This is a genomic window from Tsuneonella aeria (assembly GCF_009827495.1).
In the GTDB taxonomy this organism is placed as follows: domain Bacteria; phylum Pseudomonadota; class Alphaproteobacteria; order Sphingomonadales; family Sphingomonadaceae; genus Tsuneonella; species Tsuneonella aeria.
Genome location: NZ_WTZA01000001.1, coordinates 348,782 through 364,974, shown reverse-complemented (window position 1 = coordinate 364,974; position 16,193 = coordinate 348,782). Strand labels below are relative to the sequence as shown.

The 16,193-nt window shown below is 66.6% G+C and carries 18 protein-coding genes and 2 tRNA genes; 8 read left to right on the top strand and 12 right to left on the bottom strand.

The genetic code is table 11. The annotated features are described in order from the left end of the window. Positions 1 to 17: 17 nt before the first annotated feature. The 5 genes from GRI40_RS01800 to tkt all read right to left on the bottom strand — a co-directional run bounded on the left by GRI40_RS01800 (position 18) and on the right by tkt (position 5,756). Positions 18 to 905 carry a fructose bisphosphate aldolase gene (locus GRI40_RS01800; protein WP_160609759.1) on the bottom strand — a complete coding sequence of 296 codons (888 nt, stop codon included), beginning with the start codon at positions 903 to 905 and terminating at the stop codon, positions 18 to 20. Positions 906 to 1,001: 96 nt separating this feature from the next. Further along, positions 1,002 to 1,475 carry a PaaI family thioesterase gene (locus GRI40_RS01795; protein ID WP_337190466.1) on the bottom strand — a complete coding sequence of 158 codons (474 nt, stop codon included), beginning with the start codon at positions 1,473 to 1,475 and terminating at the stop codon, positions 1,002 to 1,004. After that, positions 1,472 to 2,686 (bottom strand): phosphoglycerate kinase, encoded by a 1,215-nt coding sequence (locus GRI40_RS01790; protein WP_160609757.1) that lies wholly within the window; start codon positions 2,684 to 2,686, stop codon positions 1,472 to 1,474. The genes GRI40_RS01795 and GRI40_RS01790 overlap by 4 nt, the downstream gene beginning before the upstream one ends. A gap of 58 nt (positions 2,687 to 2,744) precedes the next feature. After that, positions 2,745 to 3,752 carry a type I glyceraldehyde-3-phosphate dehydrogenase gene (gene gap / locus GRI40_RS01785; RefSeq protein ID WP_160609756.1) on the bottom strand — a complete coding sequence of 336 codons (1,008 nt, stop codon included), beginning with the start codon at positions 3,750 to 3,752 and terminating at the stop codon, positions 2,745 to 2,747. Positions 3,753 to 3,767: 15 nt separating this feature from the next. Then, positions 3,768 to 5,756: a transketolase gene (gene tkt / locus GRI40_RS01780; protein WP_160609755.1), complete on the bottom strand. Its 1,989-nt coding sequence runs from the start codon at positions 5,754 to 5,756 to the stop codon at positions 3,768 to 3,770. A 179-nt stretch (positions 5,757 to 5,935) separates the two neighbouring features. On the opposite strand from tkt, the gene GRI40_RS01775 reads away from it, so the two are divergent. From GRI40_RS01775 to GRI40_RS01760, 4 genes are all read left to right on the top strand, one after another. Continuing rightward, entirely contained in the window at positions 5,936 to 6,142 is a 207-nt protein-coding gene (locus tag GRI40_RS01775) for a hypothetical protein (protein ID WP_160609754.1), read from the top strand. After that, entirely contained in the window at positions 6,139 to 6,657 is a 519-nt protein-coding gene (locus GRI40_RS01770; RefSeq protein WP_160609753.1) for a cell division protein ZapA, read from the top strand. Before GRI40_RS01775 ends, GRI40_RS01770 begins: the two co-directional genes overlap by 4 nt. A 201-nt stretch (positions 6,658 to 6,858) precedes the next feature. Continuing rightward, positions 6,859 to 7,446, top strand: a complete 588-nt coding sequence (locus GRI40_RS01765) for a 5-formyltetrahydrofolate cyclo-ligase (RefSeq protein WP_160609752.1) — start codon at positions 6,859 to 6,861, stop codon at positions 7,444 to 7,446. Next, the gene (locus GRI40_RS01760) at positions 7,443 to 7,658 is read left to right on the top strand and encodes a DUF2842 domain-containing protein (protein ID WP_160609751.1); all 216 of its coding nucleotides are present in this window, start codon (positions 7,443 to 7,445) and stop codon (positions 7,656 to 7,658) included. Before GRI40_RS01765 ends, GRI40_RS01760 begins: the two co-directional genes overlap by 4 nt. 60 nt (positions 7,659 to 7,718) lie before the next feature. On the opposite strand, the gene GRI40_RS01755 is transcribed toward GRI40_RS01760, so the two are convergent. Next, a tRNA-Asp gene (locus GRI40_RS01755) sits at positions 7,719 to 7,795 on the bottom strand. Positions 7,796 to 8,012: 217 nt separating this feature from the next. On the opposite strand from GRI40_RS01755, the gene GRI40_RS01750 reads away from it, so the two are divergent. Then, positions 8,013 to 8,396 carry a hypothetical protein gene (locus GRI40_RS01750; protein ID WP_160609750.1) on the top strand — a complete coding sequence of 128 codons (384 nt, stop codon included), beginning with the start codon at positions 8,013 to 8,015 and terminating at the stop codon, positions 8,394 to 8,396. Positions 8,397 to 8,411: 15 nt separating this feature from the next. Here the strand turns inward: GRI40_RS01750 and GRI40_RS01745 are convergent, their stop codons facing one another. The 5 genes from GRI40_RS01745 to thyA all read right to left on the bottom strand — a co-directional run bounded on the left by GRI40_RS01745 (position 8,412) and on the right by thyA (position 13,876). Beyond that, a complete protein-coding gene (locus tag GRI40_RS01745; RefSeq protein ID WP_160609749.1) occupies positions 8,412 to 8,999 on the bottom strand; it encodes an iron chaperone in 588 nt (195 codons plus the stop codon). Positions 9,000 to 9,090: 91 nt separating this feature from the next. Continuing rightward, complete coding sequence (locus GRI40_RS01740) at positions 9,091 to 10,476, bottom strand: dihydrolipoamide acetyltransferase family protein (RefSeq protein WP_160609748.1); 1,386 nt, start codon at positions 10,474 to 10,476, stop codon at positions 9,091 to 9,093. Positions 10,477 to 10,480: 4 nt separating this feature from the next. Further along, positions 10,481 to 11,479 carry an alpha-ketoacid dehydrogenase subunit beta gene (locus GRI40_RS01735; protein ID WP_202390209.1) on the bottom strand — a complete coding sequence of 333 codons (999 nt, stop codon included), beginning with the start codon at positions 11,477 to 11,479 and terminating at the stop codon, positions 10,481 to 10,483. Between the two features lie 50 nt (positions 11,480 to 11,529). After that, complete coding sequence (locus GRI40_RS01730) at positions 11,530 to 12,825, bottom strand: 3-methyl-2-oxobutanoate dehydrogenase (2-methylpropanoyl-transferring) subunit alpha (protein ID WP_160609747.1); 1,296 nt, start codon at positions 12,823 to 12,825, stop codon at positions 11,530 to 11,532. A gap of 82 nt (positions 12,826 to 12,907) precedes the next feature. After that, positions 12,908 to 13,876 carry a thymidylate synthase gene (thyA, locus tag GRI40_RS01725; RefSeq protein ID WP_160609746.1) on the bottom strand — a complete coding sequence of 323 codons (969 nt, stop codon included), beginning with the start codon at positions 13,874 to 13,876 and terminating at the stop codon, positions 12,908 to 12,910. Between the two features lie 112 nt (positions 13,877 to 13,988). Between thyA and GRI40_RS01720 the strand changes: the two genes are divergently transcribed. The 3 genes from GRI40_RS01720 (at position 13,989) to GRI40_RS01710 (ending at position 15,394) form a co-directional block, all read left to right on the top strand. Next, positions 13,989 to 14,065 (top strand) — tRNA-Pro (locus tag GRI40_RS01720). 70 nt (positions 14,066 to 14,135) lie between these two features. After that, positions 14,136 to 14,984 (top strand): TIGR02587 family membrane protein, encoded by an 849-nt coding sequence (locus tag GRI40_RS01715; protein ID WP_160609745.1) that lies wholly within the window; start codon positions 14,136 to 14,138, stop codon positions 14,982 to 14,984. A gap of 8 nt (positions 14,985 to 14,992) precedes the next feature. Continuing rightward, entirely contained in the window at positions 14,993 to 15,394 is a 402-nt protein-coding gene (locus GRI40_RS01710; protein ID WP_160609744.1) for a hypothetical protein, read from the top strand. Positions 15,395 to 15,404: 10 nt separating this feature from the next. On the opposite strand, the gene GRI40_RS01705 is transcribed toward GRI40_RS01710, so the two are convergent. After that, positions 15,405 to 16,193, bottom strand: coding sequence for an energy transducer TonB (locus tag GRI40_RS01705; RefSeq protein WP_337190465.1), 789 nt, complete (start codon positions 16,191 to 16,193; stop codon positions 15,405 to 15,407).

Here is a 16,193-nt window from a genome sequence, read left to right as displayed (position 1 = left end):
CGGGCCCGCGCACTCCGTCAGGCGACGCTGGCCGCCTGGATCTTGTCGATCGCCGCGCCCAGCGTCGAATCGAATTCCTCGTCCGACTGCTGGTGGCGCAGGTCCTGCAACAGGCCGCGGCTGAAGCTGGCGATCATGCCTTCGTTCTGGGAGAGCTTCTCGCACGCCTCGTCGGTCGAATACCCGCCGGACAATGCGACCACGCGCAGCACGGCGGGGTGATCGATCAGCGGCTTGTAGAGGTTGGGTTCCACCGGGATCGAGAGCTTGAGCATGACCTGCTGCCCCGCGGGAAGCGCGTCGAGCCCTTCCAGAATCGCGTCGCGCAGGACGATCTCGCCTTCCGCCCGGTCGGGCGCCTTGATGTCGTATTCCGGCTCCAGCATCGGGACGAGGCCGGCGGCCAGGATCCGCGCGCCTTCCGCAAACTGCTGGCGGACGACCTGCTTGATACCGGCCGTATCGTTCGACTTGATGACGCTGCGCATCTTGGTGCCGAACACGCCCTTGGCCTTGGCGCGGGCCAGAAGGTTTTCGAGATCGGGCATCGGCTTCATCAGCTGCGCGCCGTTCACCTCGTCCTCAAGGCCCTTGTCGACCTTCAGGAACGGCACGATGCCGCGCTCGGCCAGTCGTTCCGGCACCGGCTTGCCGCCGCTTTCCCCGTCCATCGTCTTTTCGAACAGGATCGCGCCGATCACCTTGCCGTTGCCGAAGCAGGGGGATTCCACGATGCGGCTGCGCATCTGGTGGATCAGGGCGAACATCTCGTCATCGCCGTTCCACGCGCCTTCTTCGACGCCGTAGCCGGCCAGCGCCTTGGGGGTCGATCCCCCCGACTGGTCGAGGGCCGCGATGAAGCCCTGGCCGGTGGCGATACGGTCGGTCATTTCCTGATGGTTCATCGTGCTTCCCTGCCTGTTCAAGCGACTGTGCATGCGAATGCGCATGCGAATTTGGGCCGGGCCATAGCTAGCCCCGGTAACCCTCGCAAGCCGCCCTCAGGCGCGCTTGCCGACCTTGCGGATGATGCCCGTGAAGCTCAGCGCGGGCGTGCCGTCAGCAGTCACCATGCCGCGCACGAACACCGTCTTGCCGCCGCCCCGTGTCACCTCTCCGCGTGCCTCGACCAGCGCGCCCACGGGCACCGGGTTGAGGAAGTCCCCCGCAAGGTGGAGCGTGACCCCGTGGCTCCCCGCCATCTCGTGCCGGGCGATCGTGAACAGCGCGGAATCGGCAAAGGTCAGGATATTGCCGCCGTGCATGAACCCGCCGCCGTTCATGTGGCGCGGCTCGGCACGGAAGGCGAGGACCATTGCCCCGCCCGGCTCCTGCCGCTGGTAATAAGGGCCGACCAGATCCTCGAACGGATCGTCCTCCCAGCTCGCCCAGCCGGCCCACTCGCCTTCGCTGACGGGGATCAGGTGGCTGCCGGCGCCGACGCCTTCATCGGCCGGCGGGACCTGTTCGCTCACGCCGCCCGATCCTGTGCCAGCGCCTTCACGCCGGGCAGTTCGCGCCCCTCCATCCATTCGAGGAACGCCCCACCGGCGGTAGAGACGTAGGAGAACTGCTCCGCCACGCCGGCGTGGTTCAGCGCCGCCACGGTATCGCCGCCGCCCGCGACGGAAATCAGGCTGCCGTCCTGGGTGAGCGCCGCGGCGGTGCGGGCGAGTGCGACGGTCGCGGTGTCGAACGGCGCGGTCTCGAACGCGCCCAGAGGGCCGTTCCACACCAGGGTGCGGCAGGTCTTCAGCACGTCGGCGAGCGATTCGACCGCGGCGGGGCCCACGTCGAGGATCATCTCGTCGGGCGCCACCTCGTGCACGTTGCAGGTACGCAGGCTGGGCGGATTGGCGGCGAATTCCTTCGCCACGACGACGTCATAGGGCAGGTGCACCGTGCATCCTGCGTGGTCGGCTGCGTCGAGGATGGCGTTGGCGGTCGAGGCAAGATCGTGTTCGCACAGCGACTTACCGACGTTCACCCCGCGCGCGGCGAGGAACGTGTTGGCCATCCCGCCGCCGATGATGAGGTGCTGCACCTGCCCGACCAGGTTCTCCAGCACGGCGAGCTTGCTCGATACCTTGGCGCCGCCGACCACGGCCGCCACCGGGGGCTCCGGCGATCCGAGCGCGGCATCGAGCGCGCGCAGTTCCTTCTCCATCGCCCGCCCTGCGTATGCGGGGAGGAGATGCGCCAGCCCTTCCGTGCTGGCATGCGCCCGGTGCGCGGCGGAAAACGCGTCGTTGACGTAGATGTCGCCGTGCGCCGCCATGCCTTGCGCGAACAGCGGATCGTTTGCCTCCTCGCCCGGCCAGAAGCGCACGTTGTCGAGCAGGCCGATGTCGCCATCGCGCAGGATGCCGATCGATTGTTCGACCACGGGGCCCATCACCTCGGGAATGAACATGATCTCGCGGCCCAGCACCCGCTCGACATCACCCTGCACAATGCTGGTGCTCATCACCGAGCTCCGCGCGCCTTTCGGCCGGCCGAAGTGGGCGAGCAGCAGGACCTTGGCCCCGGCATCGGCCAGTTCCAGGATCGTCGGCGCGCTCGCCTCCACCCGGGTCACGTCGCTTGCCCGGCCTTCGATCATCGGCAGGTTGAGATCGACGCGCACCAGCGCGACCTTGCCGCGCAGATCGTCTGGCAGATCGTCGAGCGTTCTATACTGCTTCATGTATCGTTCCGCTCTCAATGAGAATTCTCTTTGACACGCCCACTGCGCGGCCGTGAGGTCAGATCAGCCGGGCCATGACCCCGGCGGTATCGATCATGCGGTTAGAGAAGCCCCACTCGTTGTCGTACCAGCTGACCACCCGGGCAAGCTTGCTCTCGAGCACGGCGGTTTCAAGAGAATCAACGGTAGAAGACGCCGGGTAGTGATTGAAATCGCTCGAAACAAGCGGTTTGTCGGTGTAGTCCAGCACGCCCTTCATCGGGCCATCGGCGGCGGCCTTCAGCGCGGCGTTGATCTCTTCGGCGGAGGTGTCGCGACCCGGCGTGAAGACGAGGTCGATCATCGACACGTTCGGCGTCGGCACCCGCACCGAACTGCCGTCCAGCTTGCCCTTCAGCTCCGGCAGAACGAGGCCCACCGCCCGCGCCGCGCCGGTCGTGGTGGGGATCATGTTCTGCGCCCCGCCGCGCGCGCGCCGCAGGTCCGAATGGATCTGGTCGAGCATGCGCTGGTCGTTGGTGTAGCTGTGGATCGTGGTCATGAAACCGCGCTCGATGCCCATCGCCTCGTGCAGGACCTTGGCCACCGGCGCCAGGCAGTTCGTGGTGCAGCTTGCGTTGGAGACGATCACGTCGTCGGCGGTCAGGCTGTCCTGGTTGACGCCGAACACGATGGTCTTCGAAACACCCGTCGCCGGGGCGGAGATCAGCACGCGCTTGGCGCCGGCCGACAGGTGGGGGCGGCTCGCCTCGTCCGACTGGAAGAAACCGGTGCATTCAAGCACCAGGTCAATGCCGTTCGCCTTGTGCGGAAGGTTGCCGGGATCGCGCTCCGCCGTCACGTGGATCCGGCGACCGTTCACGACCAGGTCGTTACCGTCCGTCTCCACCGTGCCGGGGAAGCGGCCGTGCGTGCTGTCGAAACCGAAGAGCAGCGCGTTGGACTTGGTGTCGGCCAGGTCGTTGATCGACACCAGCTCCAGATCGTGATCGGTCCGCTCGAGGATGGCGCGCGCGACAAGCCGCCCGATACGCCCGAAACCGTTGATCGCAACCTTGGTCGCCATTGTTAGAAGCTCCTGCTAAATGCCTAGTTTTGCTTTGATTTGCGGGACGATCGCATCGCTCGTGATGCCGAACCGCGCGTAGAGATCTTCCGCCGGGGCCGACGCGCCGAAACGGTCGAGACCTATCTGGATGCCATTGCCCCGGGTATAGCGTTCCCAGCCCAGCGTGGCGCCCGCTTCGATCGAGACGCGCAGCAACTCTTCCGGCGGGAGATCGGGCAGCAGATCGGCCTTGTAGGCCGCGTCCTGCGCCTCGAACAACTCCATGCAGGGCATCGAGATCACGTCCGCGCCGATGCCCTCGGCCTCGAGCGCGTCGGCCGTGGCCACGGCCACCTCGACCTCCGAACCGGTCGCGATCAGCACGACCTTGCGCGGAGCCCTGGCGCTGCGCAAACGGTATGCGCCCTTTGACGAAAGCATCCCGCCCTGGGTGCGCAATTGCGGCAGGTTCTGCCGGCTGAGCGCGAGAACCGAAGGCGTCTCGGGCCTCGAAAGCGCGAGGGCCCAGCACTCCGCAGTCTCAACCGCGTCGCACGGGCGGAACACATTGAGGTTGGGGATAAGCCGCAGGCTCATCAACTGCTCGATCGGCTGATGCGTCGGCCCGTCCTCGCCCAGGCCGATGCTGTCATGCGTGAAGACGTAGATCGCGCGGGTCTGCTGCAGCGCGCTGAGGCGCACGGCGTTTCGGCAATAATCGCTGAAAATCAGGAACGTACCGCCGTAAGGTACGACGCCGCCGTGCAGCGCCATGCCGTTCATCGCGCAGGCCATGCCGAATTCGCGAATGCCGTAATAGACATAACGCCCGGCGTAATCGTTCGCGGTCAGCGGGCGGGTCGATTTGGTCTTGGTGTTATTGGAACCGGTAAGGTCGGCCGAACCGCCGATCATGGCCGGAACAGACGCGGTCAGCACCTCCAGCGCCATCTCGCTCGCCTTGCGGGTGGCGACCTTCTTCGGGTCCGCCAACAGGCCTTCGATATAGTCGGCGAGGCCGGTGTCGGCCGGAAGGTCGCCAGCCATCCGTGCGCTGAAATCGGCCCGCGCGGAGCTGCTGTCGAGGCGCGATCGCCATTCGACATGGGCGGACTTGCCGCGATCGCCGGTCGCTCGCCAGTCGACCATGATCTCGTCGGGGATCACGAAAGGCTCCGACGTCCAGACCAGGTGCTCGCGCACTGCGGCCACTTCCTCGTCGCCCAGCGCTGCGCCGTGGACGGCACTGGTTCCCTGCTTGTTCGGGGCGCCCTTGCCGATCACCGTGCGGCATTCGACTAGCACAGGGCGATCGTCGAGACGCGCTGCCTCTGCCAGCGCGCGGTCGATGTCCGAAAAATCGTGTCCGTCGCATTTCAGCACGTGCCATCCGGCCGCGCGGTAGCGGGCCGGAATGTCCTCGCAGGTGGAAAGATCCGTCGATCCGTCGATCGTGATGCGGTTGGAATCCCACAGCACCTTCAGGCGGCCCAGGGCGAGGTGACCGGCAAGGCCGATCGCTTCGTGGTTCACGCCTTCCATCAGGCACCCGTCACCCGCGATGACCCAGGTGCGATGATCGACCAGCGCGTCGCCATAGACGGCGTTGAGATGCCGCTCCGCCATCGCCATGCCAACCGCCATCGCAAGGCCCTGGCCGAGCGGCCCGGTCGTGCATTCGATGCCGTCGACCAGGAAGTTTTCCGGATGGCCGGCGCACACGCTGCCAAGCTGGCGGAAATTGCGAATGTCTTCGATAGTGGGCGAGGCGTAGCCAGACAGGTGGAGCAGGCTGTAGATCAGCATCGATCCGTGCCCGGCGCTCAGCACGAAGCGGTCGCGATCCGCCCAGTCCGGTGCGCTCGGATCGAAACGCAAATATCTGGACCAGAGCACGGTCGCCACGTCGGCCATGCCCATCGGCATTCCGGGGTGGCCCGAATTGGCCGCCTGCACCGCATCCATGGACAGCGCGCGAATGGCGTTGGCCATCGGCGCCAGGCGGGCGGTATCCAGCGTCATCTCGGCAATGCTCCTGACCAGAAAGGTGCGATTCGGGCGCGCGCGGCCCCCTTCGCGGACCCCCGGAGCAAGGTCAAGGCAAGCGGACCGATCGATCACCCGCCCGTTTGTGCAGACGATCTGTCAACTCGCGGCAGCAAATCTTTGCTCTTGCGCTGAAATGCGGTAAATCCGCGGCCATGGAAACGAACAGGACCGAAGCCGCAGTCCAGCGGATCGAAAGTGCGCTCGCACGGATTGCCGCCGCTGCCGATCAGCCGCGCCCCCCCGCCGGCGCGGAGCAGCCATCGGTCACGGCGCTGGTGGAGCGGCACGAATCGCTTCGCGAGACGGTCGCGCAGACGATCGGCGAGATCGACGCCCTGTTGGCCGAGATGGAATCATGAGCGAAGTCGCACTTTCCGTCGGCGGCCGGATATTTCGCGTGGCGTGCGCGGCGGGCGAGGAAGACCGCGTGATACGGCTGGGTGCGCTTGTCAGTGACAAGCTGGTCGCGCTCGGGAACCTCTCGGGGCACGAAGCGCAGAACCTGCTGTTCGCGGCCCTCATTCTTGCCGACGAAGCGCACCAACCGCACGCGGCCGAAGACAGGGATGGCGCGAATGCCGAGCGTGAGATGGAAGCCGCCCGAACCCGGCAAAGCGACGAACCGGCGCGGGCGGCGTCCGTTAACGAAGCGCTCCAGGGCGAACTGGCAGCGGCGCGGAAACACGCCGAAGACCTGTCATCCAGGCTTGCATCCGTTACGTCCGAGCGCGACGAGCTGGCGGCCCACGTGCAAGCGCTCGGCACTGCGGATCAGGCGCCGCAGATGGCTGACCTTGCCCCGGCCCTCGAACGACTGGCGCAAATGCTGGAAGAATGTGCCGACAAGCTTGAGAGCGGCCGGCCCAACACCTAGATTGGGTGCGGCGGGGCTGCCCGGCACGAGCCGCATCGAAAATCCCTGGGGCTATAAGCACATCCTGGGGGCTGTCCCTGCCCTGGCTACCGGGTTCGTCCCGGGAACCGGGGTATATGGTCCCCGCCTGACGTTCGGCGTCAGAGGATTTTGGGGCAACGACCCATGGTGGTTCCGCCACACCATCGCTAACAGGCAGGCATGACCGATACTGTGCTCGACAAGGCGGCGCTGCGCCGGGATTTGAAGGCCCAGCGGCGCCGGCACGTGGCCGCCCTGCCCGATGCCACGCGGGCCCTGCTTTTTCGCGTTCCTCCCGCTACGGTGGCCCGCCTGATCACACCGGGCGCAACAGTCGGGCTTTACCGGGCCGGTCCCGACGAGGCGCCGGCGGGCGCCTATGCGCGGCATTTTCAAGAGAACGGGCACGCAATCGCCCTGCCCCGCTTCGCGGCCCGCGATGCGCCCATGGCATTCGCGCTCCACACCGATCCCAACGGGGAGAGCGATCTCGAGACCGGTCCGTTCAACCTGCTGCAACCGCGGGTCGATGCGCCGGAAGTAACGCCGGACGTGCTGATCGTGCCGCTTGTCGCGTTCACAGCCGACGGTGCGCGGTTGGGCCAGGGCGGCGGGCACTATGACCGGTGGCTGGAGTCCCATCCCGGCACGATCGCGATCGGGCTCGCCTGGGATATCCAGTTGGCAGACGAACTCCCGAGCGAGGCGCACGATCACCCGCTGACCGCCGTGGTCACGCCGACGCGTGTTTATGGTCCTTTCGCATGAGGACCGAACCGACACTACGCATCCCGCTCGGGCTCCTGGCGCTCCTGTTTCTCATCGGCGTCTATTCGCTCGTGGTGGCCCGATACGTCCCATCGCTGATCGGTGACTGGAACGGGCTGGCGCAGTCGGCTGTCTACCTGGCGCTGGGGCTGGCCTGGCTGCTGCCCCTGCGGCGCTTCCTGATCTGGATGGAAACCGGCCGCTGGGGTTGAGCCTGCGCTAGCGTTACAAACACTGCCGCCAGCGATCACAGCGTGAAGAGAAGTCCCAAGTGGCGCGAGTGACGGGGCTCGAACCCGCGACCTCCGGCGTGACAGGCCGGCACTCTAACCAACTGAGCTACACCCGCGCAAAAGGGGTTCGCACCGCTTGGGAGCCGCGCCACTAAGGGGTCATCCGCGGGCTGTCAACCGCCCGTACCGCTGCTTTTTGCCGCAATCTTGCTCTACGCAAAATTAACCATATCGCCGGCAAAAGACCCCCGGCCCGGCAACGGGCGAATGGGGGGAATTGCAATGCGATCGGCGAGGAATCTCGGGCTCAAGGCAGCCCTGTTTGCATGCGCAATGGCAAGCGCTGCTGGCGCATCGGCCGCGGTCGATATCGATCGCGCGGTGTTCATTGAGCGCCAGGTGGAAGGGGTGCGCGCCCTTGAGCCTGCGACGACCTTGCGCAAGGGCGACAAGGTGGTGCTGATGGTCGCATGGACGGCCGCGCCGTCCGCAAAGGGATACGTCGTCGAGAGCGCGGTGCCGCGGCCGCTGGCGTTCCAGCGCGCCGGGAGCGACGCGGCGGAAGTCTCCATCGATGGCGGGCGTACCTGGGGCCAGCTCGGCGAATTGCGCCTCGGCAACCGTCTCGCGTCGGCGGAGGACGTGACGCACCTGCGGATGCGCGTGCCCGCCAGTGCCACCAGCGGACGCCTGACCTACAAGGCGATCGTTCGCTAGGCGCGGGCCGCCCGCTCAGCGCTTCTCGTACTTCCAGTTGCGCCGCTTTCCTTCGGCGACCCAGGCGATGGTGTCCTTCAGCCGCCGGGCGCGGGTTTCCGCGCGCTTCGCATCGGTGATCCACGCGATGTAATCGCGCCGCTGCGCCGCGGTGAAGGCGGCGAAATGATCCGCCGCCGCCGCGTTTCCGGCGAGTGCCGCGGCCAAGTCGTCGGGGACTGACAGTTCCGCTTCAGCGGGTGGTTTTCCTAGTCTTTTGCGGGCTTTACCCGCCTCTTCTACGACGAGGCGGAGCGTGGCGACCAGTTCCTCTTCGGGAGGTAGATCGGCGAGGGAGGCGATCTTGCCGTACCGGCCCATCCCTTCGGTGTCCTTGGCGCCCTGCCGCCCGTCCCCGTGAATAACGAACGCGCAGTGCGCCTTGAAAGCCGCCATCCCTGCGACGTTCCTGCCGCCGGTTATGAAGTGCGGCATGCCCCACTTGATGCCCTCCTCCACCTGCGGAATCGCCGAATGGACGACCTTGCGCAGATGGACCAGGATCGGCTGCGCGAAGGGCGCGGCCTTGTCGATGTAGGCGTCGATGCGCGGATCGGTGATCATGCCAGCGGGTCTAGCCGATCCCCACTTTTCCGCAAAAGATGGTGCAATCGCGTGTCAAAGAGAATTCTCTTTTGACGTTGAAGTGCGTCTCTCACACCAGCAGGAGCGCCGGCGTCTCGATCAGGCGCTTGATTGCCTGGATGAAGCTCGCGGCATCCCACCCATCGACCACGCGGTGATCGCAGCTGATGGAGATGTTCATCAGCTTGCGCTTCTCCACCCGCTCGCCGCCCATGCCGTCGGGCACGAACATCGGGCGTTCGACGATGCGATTGGGGCCGATGATCGCGACCTCGGGCCGGTTGATAACGGGCGTCGTCGCCACGCCGCCGAGCGGGCCGAGCGAAGTGACGGTGAGCGTCGATCCCGACAACTCGGCGGACTTCGCCGAACCATCGCGCGCAGCATCGGCAAGGCGGCGGATTTCCGTTGCCAGCTGCCACAGGTTCTTCGCCTGCGCATCGCGGATCACGGGCACCATCAGGCCCCCGTCGGTCTGGGTCGCCATGCCGAGGTGCACCGCGCCGTGGCGCGTCACCACGCCCGCGTCATCGTCATACCGCGCGTTGATCATGGGAAACTCCGGCACCGTCCGACAGATCGCGGCGATCAGCAGCGGCAGCATCGTGAGCTTGGGCCGTTCCCCCCGCGCCGCGTTGAGCTGTTCGCGCAGCCGCTCCATCTCGGTGACGTCGCATTCCTCCACGTAGGTGAAGTGCGGGATGTTGCGCTTGGCCGCGGCCATGTTCTCCGCGATGCGGCGGCGCAGGCCGATGACCTTGATCGCCTCGTCCGGGCGAGCGCTGCCTGCCGGGGCGTGGCCGCTCGCCGCGCCGTAGGAGATGAAGGCATCGAGGTCGGCATGGCGGATGCGCCCCTCCTCGCCCGGCCGGACTTCGGCAAGATCGATGCCAAGATCGCGCGCGCGCTGGCGCACGGCCGGGGTGGCGAGAACCCTGGCGCCGCTTCCCGTTCGTGCCGGGCTCGTCGGTTGCGAAATGCCCCCTGAGGCAGAACCGTCATCCTGCTTCGTCGGCGCTGCCTTCGGAGAGGAGGACAATCCTTCGACAGGCTTGGGGCGAACGGGAGAGGAAACCGGCTCGGGCACCGACTCGTCCGGGGCGGCCACTTGCGCAATCGCCGCGTCGGCATCCGAGGCGTCGGGGTTCTCCACCTCGATCCGTTCCTCGACCACCTCCGCAGTGGGCGCCGGCGCCGCGTCCCCGGCGACTTCGCCCTCGGTCTCGATCACCACCAGCATGGAGCCGATCGCGATCACGTCGCCGACTTCGCCTGCGACCTCCACGACGGTGCCCGCGACGGGGCTTTCCATCTCAACCGTGGCCTTGTCGGTCATCATGTCGGCAATCTGCTGGTCTTCCTCCACCCGGTCGCCCGGCTTGACGTGGAAGGCGACGATCTCGGCCTCGGCGATGCCTTCGCCGATGTCGGGGAGCTTGAATGTGAAACGGGCCATCGGATCAGGCTTTCAAAATCGAATCGATTGCTTCGCCGATGCGAACCGGGCCGGGGAAATAGGCCCATTCGAGGCTGTGCGGATATGGCGTGTCGAACCCGGTCACCCGTTCGACGGGTGCCTCCAGGTGATAGAAGCAGCGTTCGGTCACGAGGGCGCTGAGCTCCGCGCCGAAGCCGCTGGTGCGCGTGGCCTCGTGCACGATCAGGCAGCGTCCGGTCTTTTCCACCGAAGCCTCGATCGCCGCGATGTCGAGCGGAACCAGGGTGCGCAGGTCGATGATTTCGGCATCGACGCCTTTCTCGCGGCACACCGCCTCGCTCACATGGACCATCGTGCCGTATGTCAGCACCGTCAGCGCGTCGCCCTCGCGCACGGTGCGCGCCTTGCCGAGCGGGATGCTGTAGTATCCTTCGGGCACGCGGCTGTCGGCGTGGTTCTTCCACGGTTCGACCGGCTTGTCGTAGTAACCGCTGAAGGGGCCGTTGTAGATCCGCTTCGGTTCGAAGAAGATCACCGGATCGTTATCCTCGATTGCCGCGATCAGCAGGCCCTTGGCGTCGTAGGGCGTGCTGGGGATCACGGTCTTGAGCCCGGCGACGTGGGTGAACAGCGATTCCGGGCTCTGGCTGTGAGTCTGCCCCCCGAAGATGCCGCCGCCGAAGGGGCTGCGCACCGTCATAGGCGCGATATATTCGCCGGCAGAGCGGTACCGAAGCCGCGCCGCTTCGCTGATGAGCTGGTCGATCCCCGGATAGATGTAGTCGGCAAACTGGATTTCGGGGACGGGGCGCAGGCCATATGCGCCCATGCCGACCGCCGCGCCGATAATGCCGCATTCGGAAATCGGCGTATCGAACACGCGGTTCTTGCCGTGCTTCTCCTGCAGGCCCGCGGTGGCGCGGAACACGCCGCCGAAGTAGCCGACGTCCTCTCCCATGATGACAACCGTGGGATCGTGGCTGAGCATGATGTCGAGCGCGTCGTTGATCGCCTCGATCATGTTGATGTTCCGCGCCGGCGCGTCGGCCAGGCCGACGGGGGCGTCGTCGATCAGGCTTGTGGCCACTTGATCTTCCTTTCGCGGATAGCCTGGGCGGCCTGTTCTTCCAGATGCCAGGGGAGTTCCTCGAATACGTCTTCGAACATCGTGTGGAACGGGTGGTGCATGCCGTGGCCGAGGACGCCGTTCTTCTCGGCCTCCTTGGTGGCGGCCTTCACCTGCTCCGCGCAGTCGAGGTCGAGCTGCTGCTGCCGATCCTCGTCCCACTCGCCGAGGTGGATCAGGTGGTCCTTCAACCGCGTGATCGGATCGCCCAGCGGCCATTCGTTGCGTTCCTGCGCGCTGCGATACTGGCTGGGATCGTCGGAGGTGGAGTGCCCTTCGGCGCGGTAGCTGAAATGTTCGATCACGGTGGGGCCGCCGTTGGCCCGCGCCCGATTGGCGGCCCACTGCTCCGCCGCATAGACCGCCAGCGCGTCGTTCCCGTCCACCCGCAGGCTGGCGATGCCGTAGCCGACCCCGCGCGCGGCAAAGGTCGCCCGCTCCCCGCCAGCGAAACCGGAAAAGCTGGAGATCGCCCATTGATTGTTGACGACGTTGAGGATCACCGGCGCGTTGTAGACGGCGGCGAACAGGCAGGCGGCGTGGAAGTCCCCTTCCGCCGTGCTCCCTTCGCCCACCCAGGTCGCGGCGATCCGGCTGTCACTGCGCATCGCGCTGGCCATCGCCCAGCCCACCGCCTGCGGCGTCTGCGTCGCCAGGTTGCCGCTTATGGTGAAGAAGCTGTGCGCCCGGCTGGAATACATGATGGGCAGCTGGCGCCCCTTCAGCTTGTCCCCGCGGTTGGAGTAGATCTGGTTGATCATCTCAACCAGGGGATATCCGCGCGCGATCAGGATGCCCTGCTGGCGATAGCTGGGGAACACCATGTCATCGGCGGCAAGCGCCATCCCGGCGGCCACGCTGGTCGCCTCTTCCCCGGTGCACTTCATGTAGAAGCTGGTCTTGCCCTGCCGCTGCCCGCGGTACATCCGTTCATCGAAGGCGCGCGTCAGGGCCATCGTCCGCAGCATCTGGCGCAAGGTCTCGGGGCCGAGCTTCGGGTCCCACGGTCCGTGTGCGGCGTTGTCATCGCCCAGCACGCGGATGAGATCGTTGGCCAAGCCCTGCGTGTCGATCGGCGCACATGTTTCGTCGGGCCGCGCCTGTTCACCCGGGCGGCTGATGCGCAAGTCGGAGAAATCGACCGTGTCGCCGGGACGGAATTTCGGTTCGGGAACATAGAACTGCAGCGCAGGGCGGTTGTGGCCCGCCTGCCCCGGTCCGCTGGACATTTCGTCCGCCATTCACGCTCTCCCGCGTCAGAAGCAATCTTTTACGTCGGCGTTATTTTATTTCAAAGCCGGTCACGGAGTCAAGAAAGCGCCGTCACACGGCCACCGGCGCCTTGAGTGGGCCAAGCGGCGTGTAATCGATGACCGCGAAATCTTCGATAGCGTAGTCGAAAATGCTGTCCGGCTGGCGCAGCAGCTCGAGCCGCGGAGCGCCTTGCGGCGCGCGGGCGAGCTGCTGTTCGATGAGGTCGGCATGGTTCAGGTAAAGGTGCACGTCGCCGCCCATCCAGACGAACTCCCCCGGTTCCAGACCCGTCTGCTGGGCCAGCATCCGCTGCAGCAGCGCGGCCGACCACAAGTTGAACGGCAGGCCCAGGGCGACATCGCAGCTGCGCTGGTACAGCAACCCGTTGAGCTTCCCGTCCGCGACGTGGAACTGGTAGGTCTTGTGGCACGGCGGCAGGGCCATGCGGTCAAGCTCCGCGACGTTCCAGCCTTCGATGATGTGCCGGCGACTGCCCGGATTGTTCCGCAACGATTCGACCACCGCGGCCACCTGGTTGATGCCTTCGCCCGGCTCGTAGAGACCGTCGGCGCGATAGCGCCAGGTCGGCCAGTCGACCCATTGCTTGCCGTACACCGGCCCCAGATCGCCCCAATTGCCGGCGAACGCTTCGTCCGCGGCGATACGTTCGACGAATTCGGCGATCGCGATGTCGTCACCGGTCTCACGCACGTAACGGGCATGGGGCCAGTCGTCCCAGATGTGGACGCCCTGAAGCACCAGGGGCCGGATGTTCGTTTCGCCGGTGAGGAACCACAGCAATTCGCGCGTCGCCGTCTTCCAGTACACCCGCTTGGTGGTGATGAGCGGCATCGCCCCGCCCGCCAGGTCGAAGCGCAAGGTGGCGCCGAAGACGGAACGCGTGCCCACCCCCGTGCGGTCGATCCGCTCCGACCCCTGCTCCCAGATACGCCGCATCAGGTCGAGGTATTGCTGTTCCGGATGGGTATCGCCGGGAGAACTGCCGGGAGAATCGCTGCGCGGAAAGGCACTGGCCATGGCCCTGTCCCTACTGCGCGAATTGCCGGCTTGCCACCCCGCCATCCCCTCCCTATAGGCCGCCGCCTGCCTCGCCCACCTTCGCGCTTCGGCTGCGGTGGGCAAGATCGGTCGGGGAATAGCTCAGCCTGGTAGAGCACTGTCTTCGGGAGGCAGGGGCCGGAGGTTCGAATCCTCTTTCCCCGACCATTTCTTCACACCTCTGCGGGCGCGGGACGTTCCGCTGGAAACAACCGGGCGCGCCCGGGTTATTGGCGACATGAACGCCCGTTCCGCCGCCTCCCACAGCAACCGCGACTTTGCCAAGGGCCTCGCCCGCGCCTTTGCCGGCGCGCTGATCTTCGCGCTTCCGATGCTGATGACGATGGAGATGTGGTGGCTCGGTTTCTACGTGGACCGGGGGCGCCTGCTTCTACTCCTGCTCGCGGCGTTCGTGCTGCTCGTGCCTCTCTGCCGCATCGTGGGGTTCAGGAGTACCGATGGCGGAATCCTGGAAGATGTCGTCGATGCCTTCACCGCACTCGGCACAGGGATTGTCGCCTCGGCTCTCATCCTGTTCCTGCTGGGGGTGATCGCGTCGGGAATGCCGGCAAGCGAGATTCTCGGTAAGATCGCCATCGAGGCCGTTCCGGCCAGCATCGGCGCCGCGCTCGCCCGCGGGCAGCTCGGAGCGCGCGCCGACGAGGGCGATGGCGAGGATGCGCTGGACGTGGAGGACTCCTACGCGACGGAGCTATTCCTCATGGTGGTGGGCGCGCTGTTCATCGCGTTCAATCTCGCCCCTACCGAAGAGATGATGTCGATCGCATTCATGATGACGCCCTGGCATGCCCTGGCGCTTGTCGTGTTTTCGCTGCTGGTCCTCCATGCGTTCGTCTATGCGCTGGATTTCAAGGGGGAGCATGAGCTGCCCGAAGGCATGAACAGCCTGACCGGCATCCTGGTGTTCACGATGGCGGGATACGGGATCGCGTTGCTCGTCAGCCTTTATGTCCTGTGGACCTTCGGGTGGACCAATGGAATGGCGCTGGGGCCCATCGCGATGATGACCGCCGTGCTGGGATTCCCCGCGGCGCTCGGCGCCGGTAGCGCGCGTCTCGTCGTCTAGGAGCAGCAATGAAAGAAGACGAAGGAAAACACGACCGCCTGCCGCCGCTCGCGATCCTGGCGGGCTCTATCGGCCTGCTGCTGACCGTGGGCCTCGTGGGATTCATCGGTTGGGAGGCCACGCGCCAGGAAGGCGTCGCCGTGCCGGTGGTCGTGGTGGAGGCCGGCGACGTCACCCCGACCGGGGGCGGCTACGTCGTGGAGTTCGAAGCGCGCAACCTTTCGGGGCGCACGGCCGCGAACGTGGAGATCGAGGCGTCCCTGGAGCTGGCCGGCGAGCCGCCGGTGGTCAGCACGGTCGCGCTCGATTACGTGCCCGCCCATTCGAAGCACAACGGCGGCGTCTTCCTTCCGGCCGATCCGCGGACGGGAACGCTGGAGATGCGCGTGCTCGGCTACGCCGAACCCTGAACACGCCCAGCTATTCGGGCCGCGCGATCCACCAGTGGGTTTCGCGCACCATCGCGCCGACCGGCCGCCCGTTACGATCGGTGGCGGGGCGATAGCGGAAGCGCTGCTCGATCAGGCGGCAGGTCAGGCTGTCTAGAGGGACCATCCCGCTCGATTCGTCCGCACGGCAGCCGCTCACGCGCCCGCCAGGCCCCACGGCGAAGATCACGGTGACGGCGGCTTCCTGCCCTTCGGAGAGGACTCCATCGGGCAGGTCCGCGAACGACAGCCGCCCGGAGATGCGCCGCGGGCCGCGCACGGGCTCTCCATCGCCGGTCCCGTCCCCGTCCCCGCCCGTGCCGCCGCCGCCTGGCCCATCGCCATGCAGCCCCGCCCCGCGGCCGGGCCCGGGAAGGTCGGCCGCCCCGGTTTGCGCAGCGCTGCCGGCATCGGCCTCGGTTGCGGCGACGATCGGCGGCGGGACGATCAGCGGGGTCACAGGCGGCGCGACAACAGGGGTGGCGCGATTGCGCAGGTTACGCACGCCCGCATCGTCCCTGGGCGCGGGCTTGCGGGCCCGGCGCTGCTCTGCCCGCTGCCTGGGCCTGGGCGGGGGCGGCGTCTCGCTGAAGGCGACCGAGACCAGCGCCGGGACAGGCTGCGCGCGATGCTCCACTCCGAAGCCATGGACGAGCAGGGCTACGACAAGCGCCGTCACGCCTGCTGCCGCCCCCGCCGATACCATGCGTGGTGGCCGCCATTCGTACATTGCGCGCGGGATAATTTCGGCCGGATTGATCGCGACTGAATTGCCCGCCAC

Bases quoted from the DNA above. Each gene is read 5' to 3' on its own strand.
- GRI40_RS01800 (WP_160609759.1), bottom strand. From the start codon at position 905: ATGAACCATCAGGAAATGACCGACCGTATCGCCACCGGCCAGGGCTTC.
- GRI40_RS01790 (WP_160609757.1), bottom strand. From the start codon at position 2,686: ATGAAGCAGTATAGAACGCTCGACGATCTGCCAGACGATCTGCGCGGC.
- gap (WP_160609756.1), bottom strand. From the start codon at position 3,752: ATGGCGACCAAGGTTGCGATCAACGGTTTCGGGCGTATCGGGCGGCTT.
- tkt (WP_160609755.1), bottom strand. From the start codon at position 5,756: ATGACGCTGGATACCGCCCGCCTGGCGCCGATGGCCAACGCCATTCGC.
- GRI40_RS01775 (WP_160609754.1), top strand. From the start codon at position 5,936: ATGGAAACGAACAGGACCGAAGCCGCAGTCCAGCGGATCGAAAGTGCG.
- GRI40_RS01770 (WP_160609753.1), top strand. From the start codon at position 6,139: ATGAGCGAAGTCGCACTTTCCGTCGGCGGCCGGATATTTCGCGTGGCG.
- GRI40_RS01765 (WP_160609752.1), top strand. From the start codon at position 6,859: ATGACCGATACTGTGCTCGACAAGGCGGCGCTGCGCCGGGATTTGAAG.
- GRI40_RS01760 (WP_160609751.1), top strand. From the start codon at position 7,443: ATGAGGACCGAACCGACACTACGCATCCCGCTCGGGCTCCTGGCGCTC.
- GRI40_RS01750 (WP_160609750.1), top strand. From the start codon at position 8,013: ATGGCAAGCGCTGCTGGCGCATCGGCCGCGGTCGATATCGATCGCGCG.
- GRI40_RS01745 (WP_160609749.1), bottom strand. From the start codon at position 8,999: ATGATCACCGATCCGCGCATCGACGCCTACATCGACAAGGCCGCGCCC.
- GRI40_RS01740 (WP_160609748.1), bottom strand. From the start codon at position 10,476: ATGGCCCGTTTCACATTCAAGCTCCCCGACATCGGCGAAGGCATCGCC.
- GRI40_RS01735 (WP_202390209.1), bottom strand. From the start codon at position 11,479: ATGATCGAGGCGATCAACGACGCGCTCGACATCATGCTCAGCCACGAT.
- GRI40_RS01730 (WP_160609747.1), bottom strand. From the start codon at position 12,825: ATGGCGGACGAAATGTCCAGCGGACCGGGGCAGGCGGGCCACAACCGC.
- thyA (WP_160609746.1), bottom strand. From the start codon at position 13,876: ATGGCCAGTGCCTTTCCGCGCAGCGATTCTCCCGGCAGTTCTCCCGGC.
- GRI40_RS01715 (WP_160609745.1), top strand. From the start codon at position 14,136: ATGAACGCCCGTTCCGCCGCCTCCCACAGCAACCGCGACTTTGCCAAG.
- GRI40_RS01710 (WP_160609744.1), top strand. From the start codon at position 14,993: ATGAAAGAAGACGAAGGAAAACACGACCGCCTGCCGCCGCTCGCGATC.